12 protein-coding genes are annotated in these 16,417 nt (G+C 71.4%); 6 read left to right on the top strand and 6 right to left on the bottom strand.

Going from position 1 to position 16,417, the window contains the following annotated elements; genetic code table 11:
• Positions 1–32: 32 nt before the first annotated feature.
• Both ACYVOO_RS23280 and ACYVOO_RS23275 read right to left on the bottom strand, forming a co-directional pair.
• A complete protein-coding gene (locus tag ACYVOO_RS23280) occupies positions 33–1,013 on the bottom strand; it encodes an Lrp/AsnC family transcriptional regulator (RefSeq protein WP_461018101.1) in 981 nt (326 codons plus the stop codon).
• A 190-nt stretch (positions 1,014–1,203) separates the two neighbouring features.
• Positions 1,204–3,585, bottom strand: a complete 2,382-nt coding sequence (locus tag ACYVOO_RS23275; protein WP_461017623.1) for an ATP-binding cassette domain-containing protein — start codon at positions 3,583–3,585, stop codon at positions 1,204–1,206.
• 62 nt (positions 3,586–3,647) lie between these two features.
• On the opposite strand from ACYVOO_RS23275, the gene ACYVOO_RS23270 reads away from it, so the two are divergent.
• Positions 3,648–4,670 carry a helix-turn-helix transcriptional regulator gene (locus ACYVOO_RS23270; RefSeq protein ID WP_461017622.1) on the top strand — a complete coding sequence of 341 codons (1,023 nt, stop codon included), beginning with the start codon at positions 3,648–3,650 and terminating at the stop codon, positions 4,668–4,670.
• On the top strand, positions 4,670–6,736 hold the full coding sequence (locus ACYVOO_RS23265; protein ID WP_461017621.1) for a prolyl oligopeptidase family serine peptidase: 2,067 nt from the start codon (positions 4,670–4,672) through the stop codon (positions 6,734–6,736). Before ACYVOO_RS23270 ends, ACYVOO_RS23265 begins: the two co-directional genes overlap by 1 nt.
• 103 nt (positions 6,737–6,839) lie before the next feature.
• Here the strand turns inward: ACYVOO_RS23265 and ACYVOO_RS23260 are convergent, their stop codons facing one another.
• Positions 6,840–7,574 carry an SDR family oxidoreductase gene (locus ACYVOO_RS23260; protein WP_461017620.1) on the bottom strand — a complete coding sequence of 245 codons (735 nt, stop codon included), beginning with the start codon at positions 7,572–7,574 and terminating at the stop codon, positions 6,840–6,842.
• A 90-nt stretch (positions 7,575–7,664) separates the two neighbouring features.
• On the opposite strand from ACYVOO_RS23260, the gene ACYVOO_RS23255 reads away from it, so the two are divergent.
• Entirely contained in the window at positions 7,665–8,573 is a 909-nt protein-coding gene (locus tag ACYVOO_RS23255) for a LysR family transcriptional regulator (RefSeq protein ID WP_461017619.1), read from the top strand.
• 12 nt (positions 8,574–8,585) lie between these two features.
• On the opposite strand, the gene ACYVOO_RS23250 is transcribed toward ACYVOO_RS23255, so the two are convergent.
• Positions 8,586–9,539 carry a helix-turn-helix transcriptional regulator gene (locus tag ACYVOO_RS23250; protein ID WP_461017618.1) on the bottom strand — a complete coding sequence of 318 codons (954 nt, stop codon included), beginning with the start codon at positions 9,537–9,539 and terminating at the stop codon, positions 8,586–8,588.
• A 267-nt stretch (positions 9,540–9,806) separates the two neighbouring features.
• On the opposite strand from ACYVOO_RS23250, the gene ACYVOO_RS23245 reads away from it, so the two are divergent.
• Complete coding sequence (locus ACYVOO_RS23245; protein WP_461017617.1) at positions 9,807–10,823, top strand: zinc-dependent alcohol dehydrogenase family protein; 1,017 nt, start codon at positions 9,807–9,809, stop codon at positions 10,821–10,823.
• An 85-nt stretch (positions 10,824–10,908) separates the two neighbouring features.
• Positions 10,909–11,319 carry a (R)-mandelonitrile lyase gene (locus ACYVOO_RS23240; protein WP_461017616.1) on the top strand — a complete coding sequence of 137 codons (411 nt, stop codon included), beginning with the start codon at positions 10,909–10,911 and terminating at the stop codon, positions 11,317–11,319.
• 32 nt (positions 11,320–11,351) lie between these two features.
• Here ACYVOO_RS23240 and ACYVOO_RS23235 read toward each other — a convergent pair whose 3' ends face one another.
• Both ACYVOO_RS23235 and ACYVOO_RS23230 read right to left on the bottom strand, forming a co-directional pair.
• Positions 11,352–11,795, bottom strand: coding sequence for a nuclear transport factor 2 family protein (locus tag ACYVOO_RS23235; RefSeq protein WP_461017615.1), 444 nt, complete (start codon positions 11,793–11,795; stop codon positions 11,352–11,354).
• Between the two features lie 68 nt (positions 11,796–11,863).
• Positions 11,864–13,690, bottom strand: coding sequence for an acyl-CoA dehydrogenase (locus tag ACYVOO_RS23230; protein ID WP_461017614.1), 1,827 nt, complete (start codon positions 13,688–13,690; stop codon positions 11,864–11,866).
• A gap of 264 nt (positions 13,691–13,954) precedes the next feature.
• On the opposite strand from ACYVOO_RS23230, the gene ACYVOO_RS23225 reads away from it, so the two are divergent.
• Complete coding sequence (locus ACYVOO_RS23225; RefSeq protein ID WP_461017613.1) at positions 13,955–16,381, top strand: beta-ketoacyl synthase N-terminal-like domain-containing protein; 2,427 nt, start codon at positions 13,955–13,957, stop codon at positions 16,379–16,381.
• Positions 16,382–16,417: the final 36 nt, after the last annotated feature.

Here is a 16,417-nt window from a genome sequence, read left to right as displayed (position 1 = left end):
AGGAGAGCGGGCCCGGACGACCGGGGGCGGACTCAGACGAACTGGTCCATGCGGGTCCACGCGCCCTTGAGGGTGACCAGATGAAGGGTGATGTCGGAGGCGTCGAGACCGGGAAGCGCCCCGATGACCTCGTCGGTGTAACGGAACAGGTCGGTACGGCGCGGTAGCACCATGTGCCCGACCAGGTTGAACCTGCCCGTCGCGGCGGCCAGGAACTTGGTGCCCGGATGCTGCGCGAGCTGTCGCCCGGCCGCCTCCAGATGTCCGGGGCCGATCGACAGCCAGAGCATGAACTCCGCCTCGTACCCCAGCAGCGCGGGCTCCACCAGGGTGCGGAAGTGCAGGCTGCCGCGCTCGACCAGCCGGTCCAGCGCCCTGGCCACGCTCGACTCGCTGCGGCCGAGCGTGCGGGCGAGCGCGCTGACGGGCAGCCGCCCGTCCAGGGCCAGCTCCCCGACGACGGCGCTCTCCAGCGCTGACAGCGGCTGCGGCGCCTGGTCCCACCCCGCCCGCTCGTACGGCAAAGTGCGTGCGGGCCGCAGATCGGCCACGGCCTCGGGCGGCAGCAGGCCGGTGTCCCACAGCGCCGCCGAGGTGAAGGTACGGATCACCGCGACATGTTCCGTGCTGGTGATCAGATCCGCGCCCGGCAGATCGGTGTAGAGCAGGCGCAGCAGTTCCTCGTTGTCCCGCGCGACGAAGTCGACGATCAGATCGGCCGCGCCCGTGACGAGCGCGAGGAACCGCACCTCCGGGCGTTCGGCCAGCAGCTCGGCCAGCTCCAGCCCCTTGCCGGGCCTGGCCTGGGCCCGTACGAGCATGGAGGAGCCCGAGCCCGTCCGGTCCAGCTCGACGGCGCCCACCACGTGCAGCAGCCGCCGCTCGCGCAGTGAGTTGAACCGCCGCTGCGCCGTCGACTCGCTCGTGCCCGCCCAGCGGGCGATGCTGCTCCACGGCGCACGGCCGCTGAGCTGGAGCGCGGCGATGATGCGCCGGTCCAGCTCGTCGATCATGTCGGCGCTCGCTCGCGGAGTCATGGCCGAGACGGTAAACAGCGGGAAGGGGACCGTCAACGCTGGAATCCCGCATCATGGTGCTTTGCAAGCGGGAAATCAGCCGCTCACGTGCGTTGAATGAGGGATTCCCCCAAGTCGGAGACGGGAGGTGGAGGTGCGGGGCCGTGCGGGATCCCGTCGCCGTGGATCACCGCGGATTTCGGAAGCCCCCCGTTCCCGTTCCCGTCGCCGGCCCGCTCCGCCCCAGGGCGTGACACGTAGGAGTCCGCCGCCCCGTGTAGTCGGCGACGTGGCCTTCGAAGAGGACCGTCCCGCCGTGCCTGCCGGGCCCCGGGCCGAGGTCGATCAGCCAGTCCGCCTGCCGCACGACGTCGAGGTCGTGCTCGATGACGACGACGGTGTGCCCTTGCGCGACGAGCCCGTCGAGTACGTCCAGGAGCGTGCCGACGTCGTTCATGTGCAGCCCGGTCGTCGGCTCGTCGAGCACATACGTGGTGGGCCGTTCCGCCAGGCGCAGCTCCTTGGCGGTCTTGACGCGCTGGCACTCCCCTCCGGACAGCGTGCTCAGGGACTGCCCAAGACGCAGGTATCCCAGGCCGACGGCGGCGAGCTGCCGCAGGGCGCGCGCGATGCCCTCGTCGGGCAGCCGGGCGAGGGCCTGCTCGACGGTGAGGTCGTCGACGTCGGCGATCGACAGCCCGTCCACGGTGTGTGCGAGGACCCGCTGGGTGAAGCGGCGGCCGTGGCAGGTCTCGCAGACGACCTCCTGGCCGTCCATGAACGCGAGGTCGGTGTGGATGACGCCGAGCCCGTCGCAGTCGGGGCACGCGCCGTCGGAGTTGGCGCTGAAGAGTCCGGCGGCGACACCGTTGTGCCGAGCGAACAGCTTGCGGATCGCGGGAGCGATGCCCGTGTAGGTGACCGGGGTGGAGCGGCGGTTGGTGCTGACCGGCTTCTGGTCGATCACCGTCGCACCGTGCTGTGCCACCAGCTCGTCGGCGAGGCTGGACTTGCCGGAACCGGCGACCCCGGTGAGGACGGTGAGCACGCCCGTGGGGAAGCCCACGGTGAGGCGGCGCAGGTTGTTGCGGTCGGCGTCGGCGACGCGGAGCCAGCCCGTGGCGGGACGCGGCGCGGGCTTGAGCGGGCGCGGCGCTGCCAGGGCCAGGCCGGTCGGTGTGCCCGCGTCCCGCAGCTTGGCGAACCCGCCCTGGAACACGAGCCGTCCACCGTCCGCGCCCGCGCCGGGCCCGATCTCGATGACCTGGTCCGCGTGGGCCATGACGGCGGGGTCGTGCTCGACGACGAGGACGTTGTTGCCGTCGTCGCGCAGCCGTTCCAGGAGCGCGACCATGGAGTCCACGTCGGTGGGATGCAGCCCCACGGTCGGCTCGTCCACGACGTACGTCATCCCGGTGAGGCTCGACCCGAGGTGCTTGACCGTCTTGATCCGCTGCGACTCCCCGCCGGAGAGGGTCGTGGTCGGACGGGAGAGGGTGAGATAGCCGAGCCCGATCGTCACCATCGCCTCCAGCCGTGCGGTCAGTGCCGCGACGACGGGCGCGACCCGCGCGGATGTGACCGTGCGGACGACGTCGGCGAGTTCGGTGATCTCCATGCGGCCCATCTCGCCGATGGTGTGCCCGAGCACGGTGGCCGTGCGCGCTGCCTTGCCGAGCCGGTCCCCGGCGCACTCCGGGCAGCCCTCGGCCCGGGTGAACCTGCGGATGGTCTCCTGCTTGCGCTCCGAGACACTGTCGGAGGTGTGCAGGTGGATCCGCTCGAACCGCTCGACGACACCCTCGTACCCCTTGGGCAGCGCACGGCCCATGCCGAGGCCGGGTTCCGTCGCCCGGCCGCCGTACAGCAGCGCCGCACGTTCCGCCGGGCTCCACTCCCGCAGCGGGGTGCCGACGTCGAAGACGCCGATGTCGGCGTACTGCGAGTACCAGTAGCCGCCCTTGCCGAAGCCGGGCAGCAGTACGGCGCCGTCGGCCAGGGACCTGTCCAGGTCCAGGAAGCGGTCCACCGCGCTGACCACCACCTCACCGAGCCCCGAGCAGGCCGGGCACATGCCCGCGGGCTCGTTGAAGGAGAAGTGGCTCGCCTCGCCCACGTACGGGCGGCTGAGCCGGGAGAACAGCAGCCGCAGATACGTCCAGGCGTCGGTGACCGTGCCGACGGTCGAGCGGACGTTGCCACCGATCCGCCGCTGGTCGACGACGACCACCGGGGTCAGACCCCGGATGTGCTCCGCGTCCGGCCGGGCCCACTTCGGCAGCCGGTTCCTCGCGAACGGCGGGAACGTCTCGTTGAGCTGGTAGCCCGCCTCCGCGGCGATCGTCCCGAACACCAGCGACGATTTGCCCGACCCCGACACGCCGACGAAGGTGACCAGCCGGTTGCGCGGGATGTCGACGTCCACACCGGCCAGGTTGTTCGTGCGGACCCCGCGAAGGACGATGGCGCGCTCTGGCGTGGTGGGCTCCGCTGCGGTGGGTTCTGCTGCGGTGCGCTCTGTCGTGGTGCGGTCCGTGATGGTGTGTTCTGCGATGTTCCGTTCCGCCATGCCCGCGACGCTACGAGCGGATGCGGCCACATCCTGACCGCGACCGGTGCGAGGATCGTCCCATGGCGGACGTCACCGAACGCATGCTGGCCCTGCTGTCGACGTTGCAGACGGGCCGCCCGTTCAGCGGAGAGGAACTGACCAGGCGGCTGGGCGTCAGCCCGCGGACCCTGCGCCGGGACGTCGACCGGCTGCGGGGGTACGGCTACCCCGTCGAGACCCGGCCGGGCCCCGGCGGCCACTACCGGCTCGCCGCCGGCCGGACCATGCCGCCGCTCGTCCTGGACGACGACGAGGCGGTGGCCACCCTGCTGGCGCTCGCCTCGCTCGCCGCCGTCGGCGCGTCCACGGAGGGCGGCATCGACGACGCCGCGACGCGGGCCTACGGCAAGCTGGACCAGTTCCTGCCCGCCCGGCTGCGGCCCCGGGTGACCGCCATCCGCGCCAGCCTGGAGGCCAGCCCCCAACCGGCCCCGAACGTCACCGCGCACCAGCTCGGCGTCGTCGCGGAGGCCATCGCGCACCGGGAGACGGTGACGTTCACCTACACCGACGCCCGCGGGGAGCGGACCGAGCGGCGGGTGGAGCCGTACCGTCAGGTACTCCACCATCTGCGCTGGTACCTGCTGGGCTGGGACACCGCACGCGAGGACTGGCGCGTGTTCCGCTTCGACCGGATCGCCGACCCGCTGCGTACCGGTGAACACCACGAGCCCAGGACACTGCCCGCCGAGTCCGCAGCGCAGTACCTGCGCCAGGGGTTCAGCAGGAACAGGGAGCCCGTCAGCCTCCTCGTCGACGCCCCGGCGGCCGACGTCGTCGACGCGCTGAAGCACGAGGACGCCGAGATCCGCTCCACGGACGACGGACGCACCCGTGTCACCCTCGCCCCGGACTCCTGGGAGTGGCTGCTCCTCAGCCTCGCCTTCCTCGACGCGGACTTCCACATCGGCGAGGGCACCCGATTCACCGCGTCCTGCCGCGAGTTCGGGCACCGGCTCCTGGCCGCGACATCCGGTCCCGCCGGCCCTGACCCACCCCTTTCGCCACCCGGGCGGGAGACGGCCAGGCACAATGAAGTGTGATGAGCGACGACCCGTATGTGTGGCTGGAAGAGACCGAGAGCGACGCCGCACTGGCCTGGGTGGGCGAGCGGAACGCGGAGACGGTCGCGGAGCTGACGTCCGACCCCCGGTTCGAGGCACTGGAGAAGGCGGCGCGGGAGGTGCTGGCCGACCCCGACCGCATCCCCTACGTGGCCCGGCGCGGCCCGTATCTCTACAACTTCTGGCGCGACGCCGACCGGCTCCGCGGCGTATGGCGGCGGACCACCCCGGAGGAGTACCGCAAGCCCGACCCCCGATGGGAGCCGGTGCTGGACGTGGACGCGCTGGCCGAGACCGAGGACGTGCCCTGGGTGTGGGCGGGCGCCACGGTGCGGCGGCCCGACCGCAAGCGTGCGCTGGTGGAACTGTCCCGCGACGGAGGGGACGCCACCGTCGTGCGCGAGTTCGACATGGAGGGGCGCACGTTCGTCGAGGACGGCTTCCGACTGCCGGAGGCCAAGAGTTCCGTCGGCTGGATCGACGAGGACCACATCTACGTCGGCACCGACACGGGCCCCGGCGCACTCACCGCCTCCGGCTACCCCCGCACCGTGCGCCGCTGGCGCCGTGGCACCCCGCTGGCCGAGGCACCCGTCGTCTTCGAGGGCGAGCACGAGGACGTGTCCGTCCATGTGTGGCACGACCCCACACCCGGGTTCGAGCGCGATCTGGCCGTCCGCAGCCGGGACTTCTGGCACCGCGAACGCTTCCTGCTCAGGCCGGACGCCGAACCGCTCCGCATCGAGGTGCCCGACGACGCCATGTGCCATGTCCACCGGGAGTGGCTCCTCGTCACCCTGCGCTCACCCTGGCTGGACCGCCCCGCCGGAGCGCTGCTCGCCTTCGGCTTCGACGCCTTCCTGCGGGGCGAGCGGACACACGAGGTGCTCTTCGAGCCCGAGGAGGGCACCGTCCTGGAGGGCCACGCCACCACTCGCGGCCACGTGGTGCTGGAGACCCTCACCGACGTGTCCTCCCGCCTCGACGTGCTCACCCCGGGAACCGGTGGAGGCCCGTGGACGCGCACACCCCTGGGCGAGGTGCCGCCGCTGTCCACGGCCGTGGTGCGGGCGACCTCGCCCGACGAGGAAGGGGAGACCGGCGAGGAGATCCTGTTCGACGTCAGCGGCTTCCTCCAGCCCGCCACCCTCTACCGAGCCGTGGCCGGAGTGCCAGGTGTGGAGACACTGAAGCGGGCACCGGCCCGCTTCACCACCGACGGCCTCTGCGTACGCCAGCACTTCGCGGACTCGGCCGACGGCACCCGGGTGCCGTACTTCGTCGTCGGCCCGCGGGAGCAGGAGGGTCCTGTGCCCACCCTGCTGTACGGGTACGGCGGCTTCGAGGTGTCGCTCACACCCTTCCACTCCGCGGTGACCGGCAGGGGGTGGCTGGAGCGGGGCGGCGCCTATGTGGTGGCGAACATCCGCGGCGGCGGCGAGTACGGGCCCGCCTGGCACCGGGCTGCGCTCGGCGCGGAGCGGGACCGGGCCTTCGAGGACTTCGCCGCCGTCGCCCGGGACCTGAGCGCGCGGGGCATCACGGCGCCCGAGCGGCTCGGCATCTCCGGGGGCAGCAACGGCGGCCTGCTGATGGGCGTCATGCTCACCCGCTACCCCGAGCTGTTCGGCGCGGTCGTGGCCGAGGTGCCGCTGCTGGACATGCTGCGCTACCACCGCCTCCTCGCGGGCGCCTCCTGGATGGCCGAGTACGGCGACCCCGACGACCCCGCAGAGCGCGCACACCTGTTCCGCTGGTCCCCGTACCACAACCTGGACGCCGACCGTGCGTACCCACCCCTGCTGCTGACGACCTCCACCCGCGACGACCGCGTCCACCCGGGCCACGCCCGCAAGATGGCCGCGCGGATGCGTGAACTCGGGCTCCCCGTGCGGTACTTCGAGAACATGGGCGGCGGACACGCCGGAGCCTCCGACCACGAGCAGGCCGCGTACATGCGGGCGCTGGTCCACAGCTTCCTGTGGCGGACGCTGAGCGAGGAGGGGCGCGTGCCGGACGGTGCCGCCCGGCCCGGCGCGGACTGACGAATCGGGCCGGGGGAGGGCGCGGCGCATATCCGTCAGGCGACCGTGTCCGGCGGGTTCCCGCCGGGACGGCACCGGTCACCGTCCCGGCGGGAGGGCGGCGTCACAGCTGGGTGCCGCCACCGTCCACCGCGAGTTCGGCGCCGGTGGTGTAGGTCGCGTCGAAGGCGAGGAAGACGGCGGCGCGCGCGACCTCCTCCGGATTCCCTGTCCGCCCCATCGGAATCTGGGCGGCGAAACTCGCGAACATCTCCTCCACCACCTCAGCGGGCAGGGTCTTGTACAGAATGCCCGTGTCGATCGGCCCCGGGCTCACCGCGTTGACACGTATGCCGCGCGGCAGCAGTTCGCGGGCCCAGGTCCGCGCCATCGACCGGAGGGCCGCCTTGGTGGCCGCGTAGACACTGTGGTCCTGCTGCCCCAGCACATTCGAGATCGAGGTGGTCAGCACCACGCCGCTGCCCTCGGCGAGCAGCGGCAGCAGCCGCTGCAAGGTGAAGTAGGGCCCCTTGGTGTTGGCAGCGAAGATGGCGTCGTACGTCTCCTCGGTCATCGCCTCGAAGGACACCGAGTCGGTGATGCCCGCGTTCAGGAACACCGCGTCCAGTTGACCGAACACCTCCCCGGCCTTCGCTGCCAGGGCGTCGATGTCGGCTCGTGAAGTGGCGTCGCTGCGCACCGCGACCAGACCCTCTTTGCCCGCCGCTTCGAGCGCGTCTTCCTTGCGCCCCGTGACCATAACCTGAGCGCCCTCGGCCGCCAGCAGACGTGCGATAGACAGGCCGATTCCGCTGCTGCCACCGATGACGAGGGCGCGCTTTCCGTTGTACTTTTCCATGCCCTCGATTCAAATCCCGGACCGGTGACGGCGTCCAAGACCTGATCCGCAACCCGTCATGCACACGGTGCATGTTGGTACGCTCAAGGTGTGAGCGTTCCCGGATCGGACCTTGACCTGCGGCTTGTCGGCTATTTCACGGTTGTCGCGGAGCAGGCCAACTTCAGCCGTGCCGCCGCGGTGCTGCACGTCGCGCAGCCGTCACTGAGCCGCCAGATCCAGCGCCTCGAGGAACATCTGGGTGTGCGCCTCTTCGACCGCACCCCGCAGGGCAGCCTGCTCACGGAAGCCGGTCGTGCCTTTCTGCCGGAGGCCAAGGCGCTGCTCCAGGCAGCCCATCAGGCGGAGCTGACCGCCCGCGACGGTGCCACCCCGAGCGAGTTCACCATCGGGTACGTCGAGGACCTGGTCATCACCCACGCCGTACGTTGGCTGCGGCACCGGCACCCCACGGCCCGCATCCGCACCCGCCACCTGGCGTGGAACGACGCCCACGCCCTCGCCGACCGCCGCGTGGACGCCCTCGTCGCCCGCGCCCCGCTGCCCTTCCCCGCCGACCGCCTGCGCCTCACCGAACTGTGGACCGAGCCACGGGTCCTCGTCGTCTCCGAGGACCACCGCCTGGCAGGGAAGGAGTCGGTGACCGTCGATGACATCAGCGCGGAAGTCCTGCCGCAGTGCCCCAGCGCGGTTCCGGAGTGGAGCGATTTCGCCCGCCTGGAGCCGCGCCCGGACGGCGTTCCGGCTCCCAGCGCCCCGATCGACTACGAATCGTTCGAGGACAAGCTCGACCTCGTGGCCGAGGAGCGGACGGTACTGATCCTGGCCGCGGGCGACCGGCGGCCCCAACTGCGCCCCGGCCTGACCACCGTGCCCATCGAGGGCATCGACCCGGTCCGCGTCGTCCTGGCGACCCGCTCGGCCGAGGCCCACCCCCTGATCGACGATTTCCGCGACGCCTGGTCGTCATCCGGCACACCCGCTTCTCCGCAACGCTGAGCAGCAGGGCATTCAGCCAGTGGCGGGCCGCGCGGTGCGGCTGCCGGTCCCGTGGGTGCCGGTCTGGTGGCTGCCGGTTCCGTGTGTGTCGGCCGCGTGGGTGCCGGTCTCGTGCGTGGCGGCCCAGGAGGCGAGCAGGCGGAGTCCCTCCTCGTTGGGGGAGCCGGGCTCGGCGGTGTAGATCGTCATGCTGAGCCCGGGTTCGGCGGCCAGCTCCAGGGCCTCGTAGGCGAGGGTGAGGTCGCCGACCACGGAGTGGTGGAACCGTTTGGTGCCCGTCCCGTGGCGGCGGACGTTGTGGGCACCCCAGCGGGAGCGGAATTCCGCGCTGCGGGTGGACAGCTCCCCGATGAGGTCGTGCAGGTCCTTGTCGTGGGGGTCCCGGCCCGCCTCGCGGCGCAGTATGGCCACCGCCATGTCGCCGAACAGCTCCCAGTCGGGGTAGAACCGGCGGGAGGCCGCGTCGAGGAAGTTGAACCGGGCCAGGTTGCGCTGGTTGTCGGGCTCGGCGAAGAGGTCGGTGTAGAAGGCGCGGGCGAGCGGGTTGGCGGCGAGGATGTCCATCCGGCCGTTGCACACGACCGCGGGCCCCGCCGTGATCGCGTCCAGGGTCCATTGCAGGCTGCGGTGCGGGGTCCACTGCGGCGCGGTGGTGCGGCGCCGGGGCCGGGTGAGCGCTTCGGTGCCGTCGGCGGCCTGCGCCAGGTGGAGGAGGTGGGCGCGCTCGGCCTCGTCGAGCTGGAGCGCACGGGCGACGGCTTCGAGGACGGCCGGGGAGACACCGGCGAGGTGACCGCGCTCCAGCTTGGCGTAGTACTCGACGCTGACGTCCGCCAGGGCCGCGACCTCACTGCGGCGCAGTCCGGGCACACGCCGCCGGGGCCCGGCGGGCAGCCCGGCCTGCTGCGGGGTGATCTTGACTCGCCGCGAGGTGAGGAACTCGCGGACCTCTTCACGGTTGTCCACACCTCGACGGTACGTCCCGTCCGCCGGGGGAGGGGTGTACTGCCAGTACACCCCTCATCGGTGACTCGCTGCGCGCGCGGAACGGGGTTTTCCTGGAGGGCGTGGCGCTCTTCGTCCGGCCGTGCACGCGGTGGGGCGAGGGTCCGCCCCCGGAGGCGGGCCGCGGCTTCGCCGCCCGCCTCCGGGACGCGACAGCACGCGGCGCCCGTCGCCGGTTCACCCGTTTGCCGGACGCCGGACGCCCCCGTACGTAAGGAACTCTCTCTCATGCGCGGAGCAGTGATTCACGCCCCCGGCGATGTGCGCTTCGAGACCGTGGCGGACGCGAAGATACTCAAGCCCACGGATGCGGTCATCCGCACGGCTGTGACCTGCGTGTGCGGCTCGGACCTGTGGCCCTACCGGGGTGCGGAGCCGACCGACGAGGCGCACCCGATGGGCCACGAGTACGTCGGCTTCGTGGAGGAGGTCGGCTCCGAGGTCACGAACGTCGAGCCGGGCCAGTTCGTCGTCGGCTCCTTCGCCACCTCGGATAACGCCTGCGCGAACTGCCGCAACGGCTTCCAGTCGAACTGCCTGAACGTCGAGTTCATGAGCACCTGCCAGGCCGAGTACGTGCGCATCCCCCACGCGCAGGGCACTCTCGTGGCCACCGACGGGGTGCCGGGCGAGGAGCTGTGGCCCGGCCTGCTGGCCGTCTCCGATGTGCTGGGCACCGGCTGGTGGGCGGCCGAGGCGGCCCAGGTCGCACCGGGTTCCACCGCCGTGATCGTCGGTGACGGTGCGGTCGGCCTGTGCGGGGTGATCGCGGCGAAGGAGTTCGGCGCGGAGCGGATCATCGCCATGTCGCGGCACGAGTCCAGGCAGCAGCTCGCCCTGGAGTTCGGCGCCACCGACATCGTCACCGAGCGTGGCGAGGATGGTGCGGAGCGGATCAAGGAGATGACGGGCGGTGTCGGCGCCGACAGCGTGCTGGAGTGCGTGGGAACCGCGCAGGCCATGCGGCAGGCACTGCGCTCCACCCGTCCCGGCGGCAGCGTCGGCTTCGTCGGTGTTCCGCACGAGGTGGCCGTCGACGGACAGGAGCTGTTCTTCTCCCACGTCGGCCTGCGCGGCGGTCCGGCGCCCGTGCGCCGCTACCTGCCCGACCTGATCGACCGCGTCCTGACCGGCCGGATCGACCCCGGCAAGGTCTTCGACCTCACGCTGCCGCTGGAGCGGGTCGCCGAGGGCTACCAGGCCATGGACGAGCGCCGCGCCATCAAGACGCTCCTCAAGCCCTGACCCCGGCAGGGGGTGCCCGGGGGTGCCGGGGCCCGGCGGGGTGCCCCCCGGGGGGCCCGTGACGCTTCACAGACAAGGAACGACCATGCAGATCACCCGAAGTTCGATCGACACCGTCAAGGGCCCCGCCGACTGGTTCACCGGCGACGTCTACATCGACGCCGTCGCCTCGGCCCCCGCCCCGTCCCGGGTCAGCGCCGGCCTGGTGCACTTCATGCCCGGCGCGCGTACCCACTGGCACCGCCACCCGCTGGGGCAGACCGTCTTCGTCACCGAGGGCATCGGCCTGTGCCAGCGCAGGGGCGGGCCGGTCGAGGTCATCAGGCCCGGTGACCGCGTGCTCTTCGAGGCCGACGAGGAGCACTGGCACGGCGCCGCGCCCAACCGGCTCATGGTGCACGTGGCCATCAACGAGGGCGACGCCGACCACGACGTCGTCCACTGGCTGACCCCCGTCACCGACGAGGAGTACGCCGCCGCCCCGGCCCTGGGCTGAAGGGCGCCCGAGGGGAAGCGGTACGGCCGGAGTCAGCTCAGCAGCGGAGTGGGATTCCAGTATTCGCGCTGGGCTGACAGAAGGCCCTGGGCGTCGTACTCGAAGACCGTGCTACCGCGGACACTGAAGCGAATGCCCCCCGCTTTCCTCTCCCCGTCGAGAGTGGCCTTCGCAGTACCGCTCATCGTCCACTCCATGAACGAGCTGCGGCCCGAAGCCCATTCGCCGTGCACATCGACACGCATGTCGGGCACGTTGCTCAGCCATCCCGAGAGGAAGTCGCCGAGTTCCCGCTTTCCGGAGCAGGTGGTCACGCCCCCGAACTCTTCGTACTGGATGTCCTCGGAGACCGAGGCGAGGAACGGGGCGAGGTCGTGGCGGTGCAGTGCTTCGACGATGACGTGGTGGATGTGCTGCCACGGCACGTGTTCGCTCATGGGATCTGTCGTTCCGGGGTCGAGATCGTCTGTGGTCATGAGGCCACTCCTTCCGTGTGCGGGCCAATGGGAAAGGCGTGCCCGCTCGTGCGTGAGCGGGCGGGGGTTCATCCGGAGGACCGCGTGAGCGCGTCCACGTAGTCCGGTTCGGTCATGGGCGCGGCCAGGAGATCGCGAGGGATCCGGAACGCCCGGACGAGTCGCTCCACATGGGGCAGGACGGCGTCGTACAGCGACCGGCGGACGCTGGACAGGTCCCGCAGGTCCGCTGCCCCGATCAGGCCGTGGGCGGTATAGGAGGCGGCATGGTCTTCGAGGTCGTTCAGGCAGTGGAGTGCGCCGAGCTGCCGGAGCAGCCGCCGAGCTGACGGGTCGTCGATGCCGCGGAGCCTGTGGTGGAACACTTCCAGCAGGACACGGTGGACATGTGCGTCCACCAGTTGTTCCCCGTCCAGGATCAGGTTGTTCTCGTGGGCGAACCGTTCCTCGTCCGTCGGGCGACCGCCCGGCGGACCGGACCGAGGAGCCAGCGCGGAGCGCAGACGCTCTTCACGGGCGTGGGCCAGTGCGAGCCAGCCGGAGATGTCGATGGGATTCGCGGGTGGGCGGGGCATGGTCCCAGGGCCGGGAGGTGTGGGGCTCCGCCGCGACAGCACGCGGCCGATGTCGAGGCGCAGCAGGCCGCTGTCCCCGGTGCCGGGGTGCAGGACGTGCAGCAGGTCCGCGTACTCGGTGAGCCGGTTGGCGGGGAAGAGGGCGAAGAGGCCGCACGACCGGCGGCACGAGGCGACGATGTGCTCGGCCTCGGCGCAGACCGCGACTTTCGCCACCGCCAGAAGGTGGGGTCCTTGCGGGTCTTCCGGGCCTGGTGCGGGAGGCGTACCGGTCAGCTCGGCGGTACAGGTCTCCTGCGCGTGGTGGGCCAGTGCGCTGATGAGGTAGGCCGTGGCGAGGGAATCCAGCAGCGCACGCTGCTGGTTGCGGTGCGCCAGGGCGGGCTTTCCTGGGGCCGGGCAGCCCGAGGTACGCCGCTGCCGCGCGAAGGCGAGGGCGATGTCCACGGCGGCCCGTGCGACGGACGCGGCGGCGGAGGCCGCAGCTGTCCATGTGCTCGGGGAGATGCTGTTGGGGGGACCCAGCCCGCTGTCAGGGCGGGTGCTGGAGCGGACGAGGACGCCGTCGTCGCGCGCCGCGAGATCTTCGGAGAGCAGGGCGCCGACGGGCAGTTCCGCACCGTCGAATGTGATCAGGGAGTAGTCGAGCGGGATGCCCGCCACGTCCGGCAGCGCGGTGACGTGGACTCCGGCGCGTAGCCCGTCGGCGTCGCGCAAAGGCAGGAGGAAGGCATGGACGCCGTGGTCGGTGCCCTCGGAACGCACGCGGGCGAGGACCACCGCGGTCTTGTCCACGCCGTCGAGGGCGGCACCCGGCATGATCTTCCGCGCTGACGCGTCCGGGGTGTGCAGTGTGAAGCGCCCCGTCCCGGGGTCGTGGCGCGCCTCGGTGCGGGGGGCACCGGGGCTGTTGCTGCTGCCGTGCCCCGCCTCCGTACCCAGGACCAGGCCGATGGCCCGCATCGTGTCCAGCCGCGCCAGCTCCGCCCGGGTCTCCGGACCGCCGTAGCGCATGACCGAGCCGAGTGCGAAACAGTGGTGGATCAGCAGCGGGCCGACGAGGGCGGGATCGGCCACCGCCACCCATTCCTCCAGCGCGAAGAACCGCCGCGGATTCCGCATCAGCGCGCTCCCGGTGCCCAGCGCGGCGTTGAGCCCGCGCATCCTGCGGTACAGCTCCCGGTGACGCCCCGGTCCGCCGGCGGCGCGGGGACGGGGGAGAAGTACCGAGGCCACGGCCCGGTGCAGTTCCGGATCGCGGGAGGCGGGGTCGTTCCCCGTGAGAAACGCGCGCAGTTGCTGGTCGGTAGCGTCGTCCATCGGTCTCCTCCGGCCGTCTGCCTCGATGGGCCGGGAGCAGCGTGCCGGGAGCCGCTGACCGCTCCGCTGACATCCAGGGGTCAGCTCACCGGTCAGCGGCCCCGTAAGCCGCCGCGCGAAGACTGCTGCGAACCGGGTGCGACCGGTGCGCCACGGGCGGACACCCCTGACGCGTCGTGCCGCCGAGCCGAGCCGCATAGCCGCATAGCCGCATCGAGCTGAGCCGCGCCGAACCAACGCGATACGCGGAGGGAGCACTTCTGTATGAAGTCGTCGAACCATACGAATGGCCAGGGGGACAGGCAGGGCGACGGACAGGCGATCGCCGTCGTCGGAATGGGGGTGGCGCTGCCCGGAGCGAGCAGCCCGGAGGAGATGTGGCACCTGCTGAACGAACCGGTGGTCACCTTCACCGAACCCGGCGGCCGGTACCGGAACGAATCGTTCTGGAACGGCGATCCCAGTGCTGAGGACAGCACCTATGTGCGCACCAGCGGGTTCATCGGAGAACGCGCGTTCCGGCCCCATCCGCGCGTCGCCGAGGAACTGCGGTCCGGACGTCTGCGACCGGGGCAGCACAGTCTGATCTGGCTGCGGCACTGCCTGGCACAGGCGACCTCGGAGGTGCGTCTGCGGGACGACGACCGCTGCGCCTTCTACCTGGGCAGTGCCGGAGCGGGCAGCCAGCAGGACGAGGAGACCGCCCTGGTGGAGGCCGTGGCCCACGGCGTCGCGGCGGCCCAGGCGAACGGAACCAGCACCGCATCCGGCGAACCTCGCGGAGCACAGGACCGCCGGGAACAGGTGCGCCGCAGGCTGCGGGCACACTACGTGAGCGCGGCCACACGTCCAGCCGACATCCTGCCGGACCGGCTCGCCCAGCACGTCGCCGCTGATCTGCTGCCGGGCGTGCACGAATTCGCGTCCGTCGACGCCGCCTGCGCCTCGGCCCTCCAAGCCATCGACCTCGGTGTGCACAGCCTGCTGTCGGGCGACACGAGTGTGGCCTGCTGCGGTTCCTTCTTCTCGGTCGGCCCCCGGTTCAACGTCCTCTTCTCGAAGCTCAGCGGTCTGTCGCCGACGGGCGACGTCCAGGTCTTTGACGCCAGCGCGAACGGAACCCTGTTCAGCGACGGCGCCACGATGGTCGTACTGAAACGGCTGGACCGCGCACGGGCCGACAAGGACCCTGTCCTGGGCATCGTCGCCGGTTCCGGTTCCTCCTCGGACGGAGCGGGCAAGGCCATCTACGCCCCGAACCCGCGCGGTCAGCGGCTCTGCCTGGAGAGGGCTCGCCGTGCCTCCGCCCTGGGGCCGGAGGACATCGACTGGGTGATCGCGCACGGGACCGGGACGGTCAACGGAGACCTGACCGAACTCTCGGTCCTGGAGGAGAACGCGCCCGAGAACGGCTACCTCGCCACCTCGGGGAAGTCGGTCGTAGGCCATGCGGCGTGGGCCTCCGGCGGAGTGTCCTTCATCCACGCACTCCTGGCGCTGAAGCACGGCCGCATCCCGGCACAACACCGCTTCACCGTCCCGTCGGAGACGGCCGGAGAGAGCACACACGTCAGGATCCCCAGGGCGAGTGTGCCGTTCCGGCGCCGCTCCGGACGCCCCCGTACCGTCGGTGTCTCAGCGATCGGCTTCGGCGGCATCAACTCCCACATGATCCTCCAGGGCGCCGAGGCACAGCCCCGGACGCCGCACGATGGGAACACGGGCCGGCATCAGCCGCTGGCCGTCGTGGCGTGGACAGCCCTGCTGCCCGGAGAGCCGGATCCCGACGGCATCCGCTCCGTTCTGGCCCACGGGCCCGAGGAACGCCACCGGCGCTTCCCCGACCCGCTCACGCCGCCCAGCTTCGCCGAGTCGCGGCTTCCCCCTTACGCGCTGCGGAACATCGACCGCGGTCAGCAGCTCCTGCTGAGGACAGCGGCGAAGTTCGTGGCCGAGCACGGCGAACTCTGGGGCCCCGTACGGGACACGACCGGTGTCATCACCGCCCAGACGGGACCTTCGCGTCTGTTCATGGACAGTGCTGTCCGGTGCTACGCCCGTGACCTCGCCCTGCACGGCGACCCCGCTGACGCGGAAGCCATGCGCCTTTTCCTCGACCGCGTACGTCACTCCGCACCGGCCAGCGCGGCTGGCACCTTGACGGGCATCCAGCCGAACGTCCTCGGAGCACGGATCGCCAGCCGCTACGACCTTCACGGCCTGACGTCGAATGTCGACGCCGCCGACGGCGCGGGGGACATGGCGCTGCACGTGGCATCACGTCATCTGTGCGGTGGCCGCCTGGACATGGCGCTGGTCGCCGGACTGAACGCCAACTCAGGACCCGACTTCGCGGCGGCCGTGGAGCGGTCACCGCACCACATCGCCGAAGGCTGCTTCCTCGTCGCCCTCGCCCGGGAGCCGGTCGCCGAGGAACACGGCTGGCCCGTCATCGGCCGCCTCACGGTCGGTACGGACGGCCTACGGGACACCTCGGACGAGGCGTCGCCCCCGCGGCTGCCGGAGCCCGACGGCTGGCCCACCTATCTGGGCGGAGACGGGATCGCCCGGGTGATCGAAGCACTGGAACTGGCCGGGGAGCCGCCCACCCGCACTCCGCCGTCGCGGTTCACACCCCGGGTACGGATCGAACCGGCCGGGATCTCCGAGCCGGTCTCACTGACGCACTGATGCACTGACGCACTGACCTGTCGAAGGAGTCGGAAC

The sequence above is a fragment of the Streptomyces daliensis genome, assembly GCF_054782395.1.
The sequence above is the reverse complement of the archived record's forward strand: the minus strand, read 5'-3'. Positions and strand labels throughout refer to the sequence as shown.